Here is a 16,618-nt window from a genome sequence, read left to right as displayed (position 1 = left end):
TCCACGTTGATACATATGGTTGCCAATTAGTCACAGCAGACTGCCTCTGAGCTGTCACAATTGATTTTTCGCGTGCAACTGGTATTGCTCGGTCTCCTGCCGCTGATATTTTCCGATTCTCTCAACATTGCCAAAAGGATACCTGATGCGAAAGCTGGCGCCGTTGGTCCTTGTCGCAGTTCTTAGCGCATGCGCCCGGCCATCCGATGGCCCTACTGCCGGTGGTTTTTACAATGCCACCTCACCGCAAACCAACGAGCGGATCCCGGTCGTCAGATTGTCGGAAGCGCCGATGGGCCCGGTTTCGGCCGCCCCGCTTGCCTATGCCTCCTCCGATCTGGGGCTCAGCGCCATGCGCTCGGGCGGATTTGCCGATACCAAGCTCAGGCGTGGCGACGTCATCGACGTGACGATTCTCGATCCCGGCGAGGATGGGCTTTTCTCCTCGACTGAGAGCAAGACCCTCAATCTCGGCCGCTTCACCGTTGATTCGACCGGCAACGTGACCCTTCCCTTCATCGGCAAGCAGCGGGTGGTGGATTCCTCGACCGAGGCGCTGCAGACGCGCATCGTCACCGGCCTGAAGGGCTCGGCGGTCAATCCGCAGGCTGTCGTCACCGTGGTCGACAGACCCTCCAGCGGCGTCACCGTCAATGGCGACGTGCGCTCCGCCGGCCGCTTCCCGCTCACCGCGCGCAAGGAGCGCGTGCTCGACGCAGTCGCACTTGCCGGCGGTGCATCCTCCGATCCGGGATCGGCCACCGTCACGCTGATCCGTGGCAAACAGCGCGCCACCGTGCCGCTGCAGCGCGTCATCGACGACAGCAAGCAGAATGTCTATCTGCTGCCGGACGACCAGATCTATGTCGACAAGGATTCACCGACCTTCACCGCCTTCGGCGCCTTCAAGAGTGTCGGCGAGTTCGAATTCGAACCCGGCCGGCTGACGCTGGCCCAGGCGCTCGGCCGGGCAGGCGGGCTGCTCGATGACCGGGCTGATGCCAGCAATTTCTATGTGCTGCGCAATCAGCCGGTCTCTACGCAGCTGGCGGCAGCGAATGCCAAGACCGCCGCGCCGGTCGTCGTCAGCAGCAAGCCGGTGATCTACCGCGTCAATATGAAGGATGTTTCCAATCTGGCGCTGATGCAGCGTTTCCAGATGATGGACGGCGATATCATCTACGCCAGCAATGCCAGCCTGGTGGACTTCGCCAAGCTCTTCAACGTCTACCAGAAGAGCGTGCCGACGGCCGCAGCGCCGATCCCCGGATCGAGCGGCAACTAAAAATCGACTGGACGTTCCACGGGGCCGCCGAGCAGATGCAAGGCGGCCTTTGCATTTTCTGGCCTGTCTTGCGGATTGCGTTGGGAGAGTTGGACGGCCAACGCCTCCAACTTTTCGTCGCGTTCACCGCTGCAATAGCTGAGCAGCAGGGACAGCAGACGCCCGGCCGCGTAGAGGTCGCACCGCCCGTCGACCGGCTCGCCGGTCGCCTGTTCCGGGGATACGAAATCCGGCTGGCCGGCAAAGGCAAGATCGAACTCTTCGTGCCGGCATCCGGCCTTCAGCGCGATCCCGAGATCGGCGATCTTGAGATGCGCGAGGTCACCATCGAACAGAAGGTTGAGCGGCGACAGGTCGCAATGCACGAGGCCGGCGGCATGGATGGCGTCCACGCCGGAAAGCACCGAAGTCATCACATCGATGATTTCGCGCGGAGATAACGGTCTTTCCTGCAAAAGATCTGCAAGGCGGCTCTCGATCCATTCCATCACCAGGGCGGGGCGCCCATCGTCAAGCCGCAGAACGGTCTGCGTCGCGGCAATGTGGGGATGGCGGAGAGACATGCCGATATCGGCCTCGCGCAGCATGAGTTTCCTGAGCACCGGGTCATCCGCGTGTTCGGGCCGCGGCAGCTTGATCGCATGCAACGTTCCGAGATCGCGATGGCGGGCACGATAGACCTGGGTCGCTGCCCCGTCATGGATCAGCGTCTCGAGCATGAAGCTGTTGGCGACGGTCTCGCAATCCGTGTCGCGAAGCCGGGCCTCGCCACGGTCGAGCGCGTCCCGGACCCGGTCTATCAGGATGTTCCGGGTCTCGAGTGGCCCCTCATTCAACGCCTGCCAGAGACGCGAAAAACGTCGGGCGATTTCTTCGAAATACGCGGGATGATCATGCGTCATCGGTCTTCACGTCGATCACGATGGCGCTGAGGTTGTCGCGACAATTGGCGATCAGCCCCTCCTGGACAAGAATATCGGCCGCCTTTTCGATTTTCGCGGAAATGAGAATATCGGCGATGCTCCGCTCGGGGACGGCGTTCGGCAGCGGGGCGCTGCAGAGCAGCAGCCGGTCACCGGCCTGCAATCCGCCGGCGCGGACTTCGGGAACGAGATGTCCGCGCATGCCGATGGCGCGCGAGAGCGTGCGCCGCAGGCCGATCTCCACATGGTCGCGGGTAAGGCAGCGCATCATGCCGTCGCGCAGGAGGTAGCAGCGGGCATCACCCACCCAGAGCAGCGCGCAGCTCTCACCGAGCACGGCCAGCACGACGATGCTGAGGGCCGACGGCTCGCGATCTGAGGAAAGATAGGCCGACTGGAGCAGGCCGTGGGTGCGGCCGAGCTTGCCTTTGATGTCCTGAACCAGCGCTTCGATGGTCTGCTGCGTGGCGGTTTCGGCCAGCACATGGACGGCGATCTTGCCGATCTCGGCCGCGGCGTTGCCGTCGCCGACGCCATCGGCGACGGCAAACAACGAGGGCGTTTCCGAAACGAGCAGCGCATCGGCGTTGACAGTGAGCCTTGTTCCCGCATGCGTGGCATGACTGTGCCGGAGCACCAGAGGAGGATGCGGTTCGGCGGCAACATGGCGCGGTGCCACGGCTGGTTCAGGTTGCGGCGGAGCCGAGGTCGCTGGCGTCTCGTCGCGCAGCAGCTTCGGAAATTGCTCCGGCTCCGGCGCGCCGCCGACCCCGAACCCCTTGGCTCGCCGATCATCCGGGTCGATCCGCCACCAGATCGTGCCTCGGCTGGAAGCTCTATCCTGCAGTATCTCGTTTTCCGCCAGGTCGGCCGGGCGCAGTGTCCTCAGCCGCTTCAGGCTTGCGGTGAAATGGTTGATGTCGAAATCCCGCTTGGCCGAGCTTTCGGCGATCGCCTCGGCCGCCGTGAACCACGTGTCGTCGAGATAGAGCTGGCGTGGATGCTCGACAAAGCCATGAAGCTGCGCGGCGATGACGAGCGGAAAACTGCGCCCGACGCGGTCGAGGCTTGGAAGCAGCACGCCGGCAACGGTTGCCGGCCCCCAGAGACCGCGCTCGATGATGAAACGCCATGCCGGCATCGAGCGGAAGCGGCGTTTCCAATCCTCGCCGAGCTCCTGCTGCGCCGCCTGCAGCCCGGCCTGCATCCAGGCGTCGAGTGCGGATTGCAGGCTGTGGCCGAGGCCCATCGAAACGAAATCGCCGTGGCTCGGCAGCTTGCCGTAGAAGCCGATCCTGTCGCTTTCGGCCGGATTTCGCTCGAGGGTGGCGCGCTCGTTCATATCAGTCCGCTCAGAATTGCGCCGGGCATGAGAAGGCGCCGAGCGCCTCCAGCCGGAATGGATTGAGCACCGAACCGAACTGCACATCGAACTCCGCCGCCCGGCCGTCCTGCTCAAATTGTGCCCTGAACAGATCGTCGCCCTGCACCGTGACATTGGCATCGTCGAAGAGGCGGAAGGGCGACCAGTCGCCGTTCTCGGTCAAGGCCTGCTGCCAGCCGCCCGGCTGGAAGGCGATGCGCGAGGTGTTGTTCGCTTCCGTCGACGGCCATGTGATCGATTTCGCCTGGACCGGTCCATGGAAATAGACAACGCGTTCGCCCTCGATCTCCAGCATCACCGCGCTGGCGGCATCGGTCAGCGACACCGGCTTCACGTTGATCGTGATCGACGGGTCCTTGCTGCCGGCCGGGAAGAAGGCGCGGTTGATCTTGTCGGCATTCTCGAACTGGGCGATCGCCGCGCTCGGAATGCTCGACGCCCCGAAAGTGCCCTTCCAGCCCCATGGCGAAGCGCTGGTATCGACAAAGGCCTCAAGCTTCTCCTTGAAAAAGGTCTTGAACAGTCCCTCGGGACCGAACAGCCTGACGAAGTCGCTCATCGCCACGTCGCGCGCGGATTTTCGATCGAAGGGATAACGGCCGGCCACGACATTCGAGCAGAAACCGGCACCCTCCGCGGCCCAGGCGTCGCTGATGCGCGAACGGGCGGATTTGACCGCCAGCGATCCGACATCGGCGGCGAGCCCCGCCATCCATGTATCGATCGGCGCCGGCAACTTCCGGGCCTGCTGCAGCAAGTCCTGATTGGCGTCGGTCAGCTGGCTATCGACGTCGAAGACTTTCGCCACTTCGGCCGTAGAGGTCGTCGCCCGCGAAAGCTGCTCCTGCACTTTCTGCAGGATCGGTTCCAGCTGCCCGATTTCCGAGCGCGGCGCCTCCTTCGATTGGTCGGGAAGCGGCGATTGGCCGGCCGGCGTCTTCAGCGCGTCTCGAAGACGGCCGAAGGGATCGGGCGCATTGGCGGCACTGCTCAGCGCCGTTGTTGAGACGCTCAAATTGCCGTCGGCAGCCGAGGCGATCTCGGCGGCGGGGCCGCGCAGATCGGTGGCCGCGGCGATCGAATTCGCGATCGTCTCAACGGGGCCGGGCTTGCCGGCGAGGATCCGGGTGGTCTCAGCCGCGTCGCTGATCGTCTGCGAAGGTTTGACCCTGATATCGGTCAAGAGGGTCGACCAGCGTTGATCGAACTTGTCGAAGTAAAGCTGAAGTGTGGCTTGGGCGATGGTGTCGACCGTGACACCGGCGGGATTGGGGACGCCGCGAACCCACTGCTCGTCGAGTGCCTCCCGCGCGGCCTCGCTGATCTCGGGCAGAACGACCGTGCGGTAGCCGGTCGCGGAAAAAAGGCCGGGGATGCTCTCGCCAAGCGGCGCCTTGGAGGTCCGCTCGAATACCTGTTCGCCGAGCGGGCCGAGCGCACCGGCCGGACTCCAGCCGGGAAGGGCGCGGGAGGCGCGGTATTCCGCCAGGATATCATAGGCGCGGCTGGCGATGTTCTGCGATCGGATGATGTCGCGTGCCTTGGCGATCAGCGTCTTGTCGAGATCGATCGGCGGCAGCGCGCCGCGCGCCATGGCTTCCGCATGGGTGATCAGCGCGTTGCGCGCCGCGGTACGGCCTTCGTCGGGATAGAGCCTGGTGAACATGTCTTCCGCTTCCAGGGAGGCGAAATCCGCATTCATCGGGCCGAGCCCGCCAAGCATGCCGTAGAGTTTCAGAGCGTCGAAGGTTCTGTTGACGTCGGTGGTCTCGGTCATCTCCTTCTGGAGCTGCACCAGCATGCGGGGTAGGAGCAGCGTGTTCAGCGCCCGCTGATAGGCTTCGCGCTGGCGGCTCGCGACCTTGCCGTCCTGATCGAGGCCGAGGCTCACCGGCCAGACGCGCGTCTTGGAAAAATCGGTAGTGACGGCAGCGAGATTATCAAGCGCCGGCAAGATGCGTAGGAAATCCGCATCCGAGACGTCGCGCACCGGCACGCCGCGCACCAGCTGCTCATAGGCATCGATGCGTCTTTCCGCACCGGCGAGCGCCGTGGTGTTCTGGAAGTAGGTGGCCGTCCAGCTGGTCAGCACCACGGCCAGCAGCAGGACCGCGCTCGCGTAAGCGGCGCGGCGGAAGAGGAGCTGCCGGCCGGAAAGCCGCTTGTCGCGGGCGACCAGCGAAGCCTCGCCGAAGATCACCTCCTTGAAGAGGCGCGAGAGGAAATAGCTGCGCCGCATGCGCGGTGTGGCGGCTGCTTCCTCCCTCTGGGTGCCGGAGGCGAAATAGATGCCGCGCAGGAGCGGCGCGTCGACCAGTTTCGAGCCCGAGCAAAGCTCCGTCGTCACTTCATGCAGGCGCTCCTTCAGCGAGGCGAGCTCGGCGGGGAAACGGAAGATGCGGCCGCGCAGCTCCGGATTGGGCTCCTGCTGCAGGCGCTCGATCAGCATGGCGTCGATGCGTTGCTGCAGCAGGGTGAATTCCTCTGTGAAGCGTTCCGGCAGGTTGGCCGCCTTATAGCTTTCGTCGAGCCCGAAGGTCGTGCCCCAGACCTGTTCGCGGTCGCTCTTGTTGAAGCCGTCGAAGAATTCGACGAAGCCGGTCAGGAGATCGGCCTTGGTCAGGAGCAGATAGACCGGCACGCGCGCATGCAGGAGTTCATCGAGCTCGGACAGCCGCTGGCGGATCGCCCGGATTTCCTCGCGCTGGGCTTCGGGATCGCGTGTCAACAGATCGCCGATCGACAGCGTCACCAGCGCGCCATTGATCGGCTGCGACCGGCGATATTTCCTGAGGAGACCGAGAAAGCCTTCCCAGCCGGCCTTGGCGGTGCCGTTCAGATCGTCCTGCGTGGTGTAGCGGCCGGCGGTATCGATGAGGATTGCCTCGTCGGTGAACCACCAATTGCAGTTGCGTGTGCCGCCGATGCCCTGAACCGAGTTGCTGCCGAGCGCATCGCCGAGCGGGAATTTGAGGCCGGAATTGGTGAGCGCCGTCGTCTTGCCGGAGCCCGGCGCGCCGAAGATCACGTACCAGGGCAGCTCGTAAATATAGCCGAAGCGTCGCTTGGTGATGCGGCGCAGGAACTGCAACGCCTCCTTCAGCCGGCTGTGGATCTCGCCGACCTCAGCCTGCTGGCTGGCCGCCGCTTCGGCCTCGGCGTCACGCTCGATCCCTTCGACGAGCTGCTTGTCGCGACGGCGGTCGCGGATCACGGTGAACAGGAGGTAGGCGAGCCATGCCGCAATGATGACGCCAATCAGCGTCAGCCGCGCCGAGGCGCTCGCCAGCGGCTTGAAGTCGCCATAGGCGGCGAGATAGCCGTAGAACCAGATGACGACGCAGATCGCCGCCACCCATATGATCGAGATGAAGCGGCGGCCGAGAAGGCCGGCATAGGCTTCCACATAGGAACGCAGCGTATAGAAATAACTTAAGGGATTCATCATCGCGAAGCGCCTCCTGCGGCGGCAGCCGGTGCATTCGGTCTTTCGGCCTCGATCGGCGCTGTCTTGAAACCGGCGTCGTTCAGCCGTTCGCTCGGATCGGTCAGCACCAGGATCTCGGTGCGGCGGTTCATCTCCCGGCCCTCCTGCGTGTCGTTGCCGGCGATCGGATCGCTGTCGGCGCGTCCCTCGGTCAGGATCGCCCCCGGCCCGGTGAATGATGCGAGGATTTCGCCGACCGCCTTGGCGCGGGCTTCCGACAGGTGCCAGTTGGATGGGAACTGGATGGTGCGGATCGGCACATTGTCCGTATAGCCTACGACGACGGCGCGGAATTTCTCCGCGGCGAGCGCGCCGCCGATGCGCTGCAGGAGATCGTGGAATTTCTCGCTGACTTCGGCGCTGCCGGTGGCAAACAGGCCGGAATTGCTGATACGCACGAGCAGCCTGCCATTCGAATCCGACAGCGTGATAAGCTTCTTCTCGACCTCCGGCTGGAGGAAGGCGAGCAGATTGTCGAGACGGCTCGGTGGCTTTACCTGCGGCGGTGGCGGTGGCGGCGGCGTTTGCGCGACGACAACAGGCGGAGGGGCGCGCGGCGGCTCCGGCACCTTGACCAGCACGCTTGGCGTCTCGCGTGGCGGCAGGTTGGCAAGGCGCTCGAACGTGCCGTCGGAGGCGCGGTTCAGCGAAAGCGTGAAGAACAGGTAGCCGAAAGCCAGGATCAGCGTCAGGACGGAAAGCAGCGTCCAAAGGGCGGCGGCGGTGGGCAGCGGCTGGTGCCGGGCGGAAACGCCTTTCCAATGCGGAGAAAGCTCCCGTTCGAAGACGCCGTATTGGCCGAGCAGCGTCTTATAGAGACTGTCGCGGATGCGGGCGAGCTCCAGCCCGCCGCGCGCGGAAACGCGGGTGCGGCCCTCGAAGGCGAGCGACAGGCAGAGATAGATGAGCAGCAGCAGGTCCTTGTTGGCGCCGGGGCTCTGGTGGAAATGATCGAGCAGATCGAACACCCGCTCGCCGCCGGTCACATCCATATGGAAGGTGGAAACGAGGCCCGAACGGGCCCAGCCGGCGCGCACGCCCCAGGCTTTGCTGAGCACGACGTCGTCGACGGTCGCGCAGACGACATAATGGGCGGCACGCGCCCGCTCGGGGCTGATGCGCGCGCTGGCGAGATCCCGCTCGTAGCGGCCGACCGCTGCGATTGCCACCGACCTCAGTTCATCGATATCGGGCTGCTCGTCCGTGTAGCGCAGGCCATGGGCGAGGTTGAGCAGCGGCGCGGCCGAGCGCACCAAGGTCGGCACGTCTTCGGCGCCGAAGCGGAAATCCCGTACGAGTGTTTCGACCGATGCTCCGCCCGTCGCGAGCGCTGCCGCCGTTGCCTTCTCGGCTTCGGGAAAATCGAGAACGTCCTCCAGCATCTCCGCCATCTTTCGGGCGGATTGCTTTTTCTTCACACCATCCTCGGTGAGTTCGACGATGGTCGGCAGGCTTTGCCAGGTGGAGGCGGGTTCGTTCTTCATTCTCTAAGGGCCCACAGTTCTATTTCGAGCCCGGGGAAATCGCCGGCGAGGTGCACGGCGATGGCGCCGGAGGTATCGAGTTGTTTCCAGAGCGGATTCTTGGTGTCGAGTTCGAAGTAGATGGTGCCGGAGCGATAGGGGAGCTGGCGCGGCAGCACCGGCAGCGGCCGTACGGGAATGCCCGGCAGCGCCACGTTGACGAGGTCGGCGATGCGTTCGACCGGGCCGACCTTGATCTGCGCCGGCAGCTTGCGGCGCACGTCCTCGGCCGGCATCTCTGCCCGGACCGCCAGCACGAAGCCGGCATCCCGAAGCAGGGAACGGTCGTTGATCGTGCCGATCCTGACACCATGCCGGCGTTCGGCGAGCTCGATCGCCACCGCCGCCTGTTCGAGCACCGAGGAAAGCGAGGCTCTGAGATCATCGAAGACGGCGGCAAAGGTCGCCTTCAGGTCGTCGTGGCGGTAGGGCGGGAAGTCGCTCGCCCGCTTGCGCTCGGTGGTGAAGGTGGCAAGCTCGCCGGCAAGCTGGATGCAGTGCTCGTAAAAGACGATCGGATGGATGCGCGTCGCATTGGCCGAGATATGCTTCAGCATCGGATCGGCGCGATTGAGGATCTGCAGGAGCAGGTAATCGCCGACCTCCGCCGTGCCGCGGATGGTGGGATCGCCGATGCGTTCGGCAATGGCTTCGGCGCGGTGGCGCACGATGCCGAGAAGCTCGGTGATCAATTCGTTCAGCCGGCCGGCGGCCGTGCAGTTGAGGCTCGGCAGGATGTAATCGGGGTCGAGAATGACAGCCCTGTCGGAGCGCACCTCGATGATGCGGGCAAGTCCGATCAGCTCGTAGCCGGCCAGCTCGTCGCCGGTCTTGAGATAACGCAGGCTGAGGCGGCCGACATCGATGGGGGCCATGAAGTCGGTCTCGACATTTGCGTCGGGCGCCTCATAGGGCGAGGCCACGAGGCGAACGCTGTTGCGCTGAGCACCGCCATTCAGCGCCACATCAGCCTTGCCGGGCTGGCGGGCGGGAAGTGCGAGATAGACAATCGCATTCTTGGTGTTCTCGTCGAGATCGAGCGGCGGCGGCAGATCGGCATCGACGGGCGCTTCGAACGGCGTGCCGTCGGGCAACACGCCGCGCAGGTTCGACAGCGCGAACTGGCCGATCGCCAGCGCCCCGCGGTCGATGCCGATCTCCGCGATCCCCCAGGGATAGGGCGACAGGCCGTGCGTGGCGGTGCGCACGAGCCGTTCGGTCCAGCGGTCCGCCTGCTGAAAATGCTGCACGCGAAGGAACATGCCCTCGCTCCAGGCCACCCGGTTCTCATTCCTCATGATGCGCGTCTTGTCCTTCCTGGCTGTCTTGTGGACGAGGCCCTGTGTCCCTGCCGTTCATCGCTGCCAGCATGGCGTCGCGAAAAAAGTCCTGGACCGATCGGCTTTTGCCGTCTTTTTCGAATTGCGCCCGGTAGGCCCGCCAGTAGTTCCGGTCCCGACGCCAGGCGCCCGTCTCGACACGCGCTTCCAGGCTGCGCGGCTCCAGCTGGCCCGCCGCCTGGGCGAGGGCTTCGAGCGCGGAATTGAGCTTGAGCTGCCGGCCGAGCAGGGTCTCGATGCGGGCAAGCAGCGCCTCCTCCCTGTCAGGGAAGTCCGGCTGGCTGCCGGAAGGCGGTGCATTCATTTCGAAGACGGCATAGGCACTCTCGACAGCCTCCTCGAGCCGGCCGAGCAACGGCTCCAGCCTGTCGGCGAGGGCTGCGGGCCGGCCGATGCTCAGCGCCGGAAAATCTTCGGATTCGGGTTGCGCATTGTCGTTGACGATGTCGATCAGCGGCGCGGTCCGGCGTTGGGCGATGGGGACTGCGATATGGGTGGCGGAGCCGTGTTCCAAATGGCTGGCGTATTCGGTGTCCTCCGAATTCCAGTCTTCCGGCAGAAGCTGGGTCACGGTGCGAATCTCCGGGGGCCCGCTCCATCCGATCTCGACATTGCGGGATGACGCCGCGCCTTTCTTGCCGGCCTGTTCGGAAAGGCTCCAACCATCGGCCGTGCGCTCGCCGAGAATGCCGTTTGCGGTATGGCCGCCCGGCGCGATGTCGGCAAGGATCGCGGAAATGGTCAGCGGTTCGTCGCTCAAGACGAGCCCGGCATCGGGGTCCTCGATGTCGCGATCCCTGTCGCCGGAGATGTGGACGGAGAATGCAAGTCCGCCCATCTCCAGCCGCGACCTGTCGGAAAGCCTGGCGATTTGGCCTTCATGCACGGCAACGCCATCGACGCGGGAGCCGTTGGCGCTCTGGTCGCGCAACAGGAAGCCGTCGCGGTCGCGCTCGATGATGCAATGAAGTTTCGAAATCGAGCGCCTGTCCGCCGGCAGCTGCCAGTCGCAATCGGGCGCCCGGCCGAGCGTGCGCCGGCCGCGTTCGAAAAACCATTTCGGCCGGCCGGCCATTGTCACCGCGTCGCCGGTGATCTCTCTCAGTTCGAGCCGCATCCTCACCTCCTCACCGCATCTCGGTCGACAGGCGTTCGACGATGATCGCATCGCCGCTGTCCTTTGCCGCCGGTGCGACCCTCGCCCAGCTGTTCCAGCCGAGACGAGGCGGATCGCCTGCCTGGCCGAGCCGGCAGAAGGGAACGTCCTCCTTTTTCAGCACGACCTGTATGTCGAAATCGAGCGCCGAGCCGACATAGAGCCGGGTCAGGGCGAAGAGTTCGGTGATGGCCTTTCCGCCCGGCGCAAGCGTGAGATAATCGGCATAACCGAGCGGGCCGATGACGACGCGGAAGCCGCCGCTGAAATCGTGAACGGCGGCACCGGCTGTGGCATTGACCCCGAGCTGCACGCCCTGCAGCTGGCTCATCCGACTGCGCTCTTCCGGCGGAATGCTCAGCCAGCGGCCGCGGAACAATTCGATCTCCACCGGCAGGCCGCTGAATTCGGTCAGCATGGCGCGGAGGTTGACGGTATTGCGGTTGCGCGCCGCGAAGAAACCGGAAAAGCGCAGGATCAACTCCTCGTCGACGCCGCTCCGGTCGACGAGCCGCTTGGTGCCGAAGCCGGTCAGCGACAGCAGCGTGGTGACGAAAGCATTGCTTGCCCAAACGCCGCCCCAGCGCAGCCGCCTCGCAATCCGGTATTTTTCGCAGGCGTCGGCGAAGAGCTCCGCCATGCGCGCGCCAAACAGATCGAAAAAGCTCGCCAGCCCCCGCGATCGGTTGCGCTCTTCGCGCATGATGAGTTCGTTATAGGCCGATGGCATGGAGCCGAGCGCGCCGACGAGACCGGCAAGCGCACTGCGCACCGTGGCGCGGCCGGCCTTGCGCCTGTATCCGCTCACCGCAAGCGGCGCCGGCGAAACGCCGACATGGGAGGCGACGTCAAGCCGTCCTTCGCCGACCGACGCCTGCGCGACGCGAAATGCCGTCACCGGCTCGAAACGGCCGGGGTCGCGTTCGAGCAGGTCGGTAAGCGCGTCTGGCTTGCTGGCGGCTTGCATGTCCATGATTGACTGGCGGTCCTTTCTCAGAGAAGTGGGCGTTCGGCCGCTCGCGTCGGCCAGCGGGCGATCGGGCTCGACTGCCCCTTCATGCCGACAGTGAGCCGGGTGAAGCTGTTGACCGAGGTGTAGAGGCTGAAGAAGCGATCGAGCACGCTGCCGAACAGGAAGGCCGAAGGTCGGTCGATGGCGGCCGGATCGAATTCCAGCGCGATCTCGGTGCCGGGCACCATGCCGCCGCTGCCGAGACGGGCGGTCGAATTGGCGGCCTTGATCCTGACCAGCGCATCGGCGAACTGCTTGGTCTCCGGACTGTCGCGGAAGGCGTAGAGCGACAGGATGTCCTTCAATGCGGCACCCTCATTGTCGAACAGTGACAGATGATTGAGAAGGAGATGCGACATCAGTCGCCAGTTCCGGCCATCCTGATCGTTCATTCTGACCGACGGTGTCGGCGGGATCAGCGCCTCGACGCCTGCGACCGCCTCATGGCCGGAGGCGAGCTGCAGCAACGGGTGGCCACCGCCGAAGGGAAGCTGTTCCGGCAGGTCGCGGTTGAGGCAGAGCGTATCGACGCTCGCCACCGCATCGACCGAAGCGGCCGGCCGGCGCTGCCGGTCGACGAAGGCGATATCCATATCGCTGGTCCTGTCGTCTTCGTTGAAACGGCGAGAGGCCTGCCAGTAGGTCGCGCTCGCGCCTGCGCGTTGCGATCGTCCGAAGAAGGGCTGGCAGAATTCCTCCTGGCCGCGCGATCCGGTCAGCAGCACGCGGTCGATCGAATAGATCTCACGGGTCTTCTGGCGCCGTGCATCCGGCAGCAGACGGTATTCGGTGCGGGTGCCATCGACGGCGATCGGCTCGCAGACCTGGCGAAACAGGTTGACGACGGGCGTGGCGTTGAGCGCGAAGTCGCGGGCCGAAACCGCCCGCTCCAGCTTGGCGTCGCTTTCCCCGAGGTAAACGAAGAGTTCCAGCGTTTCCCCTCGCCAGCACTCGAGCCCTTCGATATCGAGAAACAGAAATTTCCGCGGCAGCGCGAAAAATTCGGTGAGCAGGCGGTAGCCGATGAAGCTCGGCGCCGGATAGGGCAGCATGGCCTGTTCCGGCTCGAAGCCGACGGGTTTCAGGTTTCTTGCCGGCAGGAAGATCGGCGAACGGTCGTCTGCATGTTTGGCAAGCGCGATGCCGAGCGTGTGGTTGGCAAGCAGTTCGTAGATCGCCACGGCCTGCTGCCAGGCAGAGGGAATATGCAGGTGCAGCCGGCTCAGGCCGAGGCTGCCCAGGGGCTTGCGGGCATCGAGAGAGCGGATGGAGAGCCTGAGGCAGCCGGCAACGCCGGCATAGGACGAAAGCGGCGCATTGATCGGCTGGCCGGAAAGCGCAGCACCCGTGATATCGATCGGTGCCATCTCGACATCCTGCGTAGTGCGGAAGCGGCAGGCTTCGCCTCTCACCTGCTCTGCGAGCACCTCGGTGTGGCGGGGCACGGTCTGGACGGAGGCGAGTGTGTCGCTTGGCCGGAACTTGACGATGCTCATCGACGGCAGGGGTGCGAGATAATGCGGATAGAGCGTTTCAAGCAGGCCGTCGGTCAGTTCGGGAAATTCGTCGTCGAGCTTCTGACGCACGCGCGCCGCCGAATAGGCGAAACTCTGGATCAGGCGTTCCACATGCGGGTCGTCGGCGACGTCGCCGGTCATGCGCAGGCGGCCGGCGATCTTGGGGAAAGCGTCGGCAAAGCGCGCGGCCCGGCGCCGCAGTGCCAGCAATTCCTCATTGTAGCGGTGCAGGAAACCTTCAGCCATGCGCCGCCTCCACGAGGACACGCTGGGTCGACGGATCGATGGTCGATTCGAAGCTGATCGGCGGCATGCCCTCATGCAGGCGGAAGGTCGCCTGGATGCGCATGCGCAGCGCCCGTTCGGTCATCGTCCGGCTTTTCAGGATCGTCACCCTGATATCGGCAAGCCGCGTCTCGAACAGCGCAACCCGCCGCTCGATAGCTTCCGCCAGCTTGAGCTTCGCCTGGTCGGTCATCAGATTTGCCGAGACGATACCGTCGACGCCATAGCTGACCAGGGCGTTCCGCAATTCTGAAAGGTCCGTCGGCGGCGTCGTCGGGCACCGCCGCGTGTTGAGCAGCGCTTCGAGATCGCGGCGGATCGCCTCCCTGACCTCGCGGACCTGGTCGACGAAACTGACCGACGGATCGGCGGCGCGATCCGGGGCCTCGTCGATCAGCCTGTCGAGGATCGAGCGGGACAGGACTCGGTCGCGCTGCCGGTAGCGTTCGAGCGGATCAACCATGCGCGACCTGCCTGCCGGCAGAGCTTGCCGGCTCGATCTCCAAACTTTGGGTGTCATGGAAGGAGACGAGTTCATCGCCGGCGAGGAAGCAGCGCTGACCGCGGCCGGTGGTGATGCCGCTCGCTTCCTCGACCCATTCGGTTTCGCGTCCGAGCCTGAGCGCCGCATCCTTGCCGGTGCCGTGATAAACGGCCGGCAGAAGCACCGATGCAGCGGCGCCGTCGATCAGCGTCAATTCGGCGCGACGGAAGGCGAGATCTCGCGGCCGGGCAATCGGCTCGATGGACAGGGCTGATATCTTGGCGAAGTCGATCCAGAGATAGCCGCCGCCGGTCATGATGACTTCGAGGGCGTGCGGTGTGCGGTCGTCGAGATCGCGGAAATCGGAAATCGCCTTGCCGTTCCGGATCAGCGGGCGCTCGCCCCTGAGGTCTTCGAGCGCAGCGAGGGCCGTTTTCGCATCGTCCGCATTGCCCTCGCGATGGGCGATACCGAGGCGGACGGCGAGCCTGTCGAGTTCGCTCGGCCCTTGCGGAAATTCCGGCAGAGCGGCGCTTTCGAACCAGGCGTCGCGTGCCGCCATCGCCCGAAGTTCATTGCGCAACAGGGCAAAGCCCATCGTCGCGTCGGGAGAGAGGGTAGCGGCAAGGCTGCACTGATTGTCAGCCCGCTCATATTCTCCGGCAAGGACGAGAAGATCGATATAGAGATGCCGCGCCTCCTGATCCGAGGGCTTGGCCTTCAGATGCGCCTTGACCTCTTCGAGCGCGTCCTCGAGGGCGTTGTCGCTGAGCGATCGGGCGATGCTGGCGCAAAGCGTCATGCGGACATCCTCTCGGGTATGGCGACCGGGCGGCTCAGAATCTGGCCGGTGGTTGCGGTCTCGGCGATAAGGTGGAAGCTCGTGGCAACGTCATCGAGCTGAAAATGCGGCTGCAGCCGGACGGTACAGGAGAAGCTGCCGGGCTTGCCCGGAATTTCGGCGACGCCGATGCCGGCCGAGCGCAGCGGGAAACGGGTGCGCAGCGCGATATCGGCGTCGTCATTGCCGAGCGTATAGGCGGTCAGCCAGTCCATGAGCTTGCGCTCGATCGAGAGCGCATCGGAGAGCTGGCCGATTTCATCGCGCATGATGACCTTGAGATAATGCGCGAAACGCGAGGCGCAGAGCACATATTGCAGCATGGCGGCGAGGCGGGCGTTCTGGCGTGCATGCTCGTTGGAATAATGCGGCGGTGCATGCAGCGACTGATTGGAATTGAAGATCGCCGCAGAGGAGAGATAGGTGGTCGCGACGGGAATGATGCCGAGGTCACACAGCTGTTGCTCCTGGCTGCTGGTCAGCTGGACTTCGACCGGCGCCTGGGCGGAAAGCCCGTTGCTCTCCGTGCCGAGATCGTAAGGCGGCAATTCGCTTGTGCTCAGCAGGCCGCCGTCGACGGCATCCTGCGTGACGCCGCGGATCTCCGCAAACCAGCCGGATGCGATGAAATTGCGAATGACGACGGTCGCAAAGGCGAAAGCGGCATTGCCCCAGAGCAACGAACTGCCGTCGGCAGCAATGCTTTCGCGGAAGGGAAAGCCGTCATTGCGATCGCGCGCATGCGGCGCAAGCGGCGAGCGCATCAGGATGCGTGGCGCGACGAGCCCGAGGAACCGCGAATCTTCTCGGGCGCGCAGACCGTTCCAGCGGATGCGGTCCGTTTCCGTGGCAAGCCAGGAGAAGTCGCTGACCCGGTTCAGCTCGTGAAAGTCTTCAAGCCCGATCGAAAGCGGCGCCGCACCGGCGACGAAGGGGCAGAAGGCGGCAGCCGCCACCATGCCGATTTGCGACAGCGTGCTGACCGGATCGCCGTCGGCGGGATCGTGCGGAGACAGGTGATAGTCGCCGACCAGCATTCCGAATGGCTCGCCGCCCGGCATGCCGAACTCGCGGCTGTAGATCAATTCGAAGAGGTGGCTCTGGTCGAAATCGCTGGCACGCTCCATGCTGCGCGCGAGCTCACGCCAGCTGACGCTGAGAAGCTTGACCTTCACCTCGCCGCTGCGGCTTGCCTCGCGCACGAGCATGGCAAGGCCACGCCATCTCGCCTCCATCGCCTGAAAATCGGGATGGTGGAGGATGGCATTGACTTGCCTGTTCAGCGCCTCGTCGATCAGCGTAATCAACTGATCCGCCCGGCGCCGCCATTCAGTGCTGGAACCCATCGTCGACCTGACCAAATGTTTCGGAAGAGCTTGGC

At 64.6% G+C, this 16,618-nt stretch carries 12 protein-coding genes; 1 reads left to right on the top strand and 11 read right to left on the bottom strand.

Features of this window, described 5'->3' with window-relative positions:
* The first annotated feature begins 145 nt into the window (after positions 1-145).
* Entirely contained in the window at positions 146-1,285 is a 1,140-nt protein-coding gene (locus C4N04_RS25685; RefSeq protein ID WP_077988998.1) for a polysaccharide biosynthesis/export family protein, read from the top strand.
* Here the strand turns inward: C4N04_RS25685 and C4N04_RS25680 are convergent.
* Genes C4N04_RS25680 through tssC form a run of 11 tightly spaced genes read right to left on the bottom strand, consistent with a single transcriptional unit; the run spans position 1,282 to position 16,598 of the window.
* Positions 1,282-2,187, bottom strand: coding sequence for a serine/threonine-protein kinase (locus tag C4N04_RS25680; RefSeq protein WP_106797358.1), 906 nt, complete (start codon positions 2,185-2,187; stop codon positions 1,282-1,284). The two genes, C4N04_RS25685 and C4N04_RS25680, sit on opposite strands and share 4 nt — an antisense overlap.
* Positions 2,177-3,550 carry a type VI secretion system-associated protein TagF gene (gene tagF / locus C4N04_RS25675; RefSeq protein WP_077989000.1) on the bottom strand — a complete coding sequence of 458 codons (1,374 nt, stop codon included), beginning with the start codon at positions 3,548-3,550 and terminating at the stop codon, positions 2,177-2,179. Before tagF ends, C4N04_RS25680 begins: the two co-directional genes overlap by 11 nt.
* A 10-nt stretch (positions 3,551-3,560) precedes the next feature.
* On the bottom strand, positions 3,561-7,037 hold the full coding sequence (gene tssM, locus C4N04_RS25670) for a type VI secretion system membrane subunit TssM (protein WP_077989157.1): 3,477 nt from the start codon (positions 7,035-7,037) through the stop codon (positions 3,561-3,563).
* Positions 7,037-8,563 carry a type VI secretion system protein TssL, long form gene (gene tssL, locus C4N04_RS25665; protein WP_106797357.1) on the bottom strand — a complete coding sequence of 509 codons (1,527 nt, stop codon included), beginning with the start codon at positions 8,561-8,563 and terminating at the stop codon, positions 7,037-7,039. The genes tssM and tssL overlap by 1 nt, the downstream gene beginning before the upstream one ends.
* A complete protein-coding gene (gene tssK / locus C4N04_RS25660; RefSeq protein ID WP_077989002.1) occupies positions 8,560-9,900 on the bottom strand; it encodes a type VI secretion system baseplate subunit TssK in 1,341 nt (446 codons plus the stop codon). Before tssK ends, tssL begins: the two co-directional genes overlap by 4 nt.
* Positions 9,890-11,059, bottom strand: a complete 1,170-nt coding sequence (locus C4N04_RS25655) for an FHA domain-containing protein (protein ID WP_106797356.1) — start codon at positions 11,057-11,059, stop codon at positions 9,890-9,892. The genes tssK and C4N04_RS25655 overlap by 11 nt, the downstream gene beginning before the upstream one ends.
* A gap of 10 nt (positions 11,060-11,069) precedes the next feature.
* Positions 11,070-12,071 carry a type VI secretion system baseplate subunit TssG gene (tssG, locus tag C4N04_RS25650; protein WP_106797355.1) on the bottom strand — a complete coding sequence of 334 codons (1,002 nt, stop codon included), beginning with the start codon at positions 12,069-12,071 and terminating at the stop codon, positions 11,070-11,072.
* 20 nt (positions 12,072-12,091) lie between these two features.
* The gene (gene tssF / locus C4N04_RS25645; RefSeq protein ID WP_106797354.1) at positions 12,092-13,873 is read right to left on the bottom strand and encodes a type VI secretion system baseplate subunit TssF; all 1,782 of its coding nucleotides are present in this window, start codon (positions 13,871-13,873) and stop codon (positions 12,092-12,094) included.
* Positions 13,866-14,375, bottom strand: coding sequence for a type VI secretion system baseplate subunit TssE (gene tssE / locus C4N04_RS25640; RefSeq protein WP_106797353.1), 510 nt, complete (start codon positions 14,373-14,375; stop codon positions 13,866-13,868). The genes tssF and tssE overlap by 8 nt, the downstream gene beginning before the upstream one ends.
* A complete protein-coding gene (locus C4N04_RS25635; protein ID WP_106797352.1) occupies positions 14,368-15,198 on the bottom strand; it encodes a type VI secretion system accessory protein TagJ in 831 nt (276 codons plus the stop codon). The genes tssE and C4N04_RS25635 overlap by 8 nt, the downstream gene beginning before the upstream one ends.
* Positions 15,195-16,598 (bottom strand): type VI secretion system contractile sheath large subunit, encoded by a 1,404-nt coding sequence (tssC, locus tag C4N04_RS25630; protein ID WP_280954354.1) that lies wholly within the window; start codon positions 16,596-16,598, stop codon positions 15,195-15,197. The genes C4N04_RS25635 and tssC overlap by 4 nt, the downstream gene beginning before the upstream one ends.
* Positions 16,599-16,618: the final 20 nt, after the last annotated feature.

The sequence above is a fragment of the Rhizobium sp. H4 genome (assembly GCF_003013335.1).
Taxonomy (GTDB): Bacteria; Pseudomonadota; Alphaproteobacteria; order Rhizobiales; family Rhizobiaceae; genus Rhizobium; species Rhizobium sophoriradicis.
This window is presented reverse-complemented; position numbering and strand designations above follow the sequence as displayed.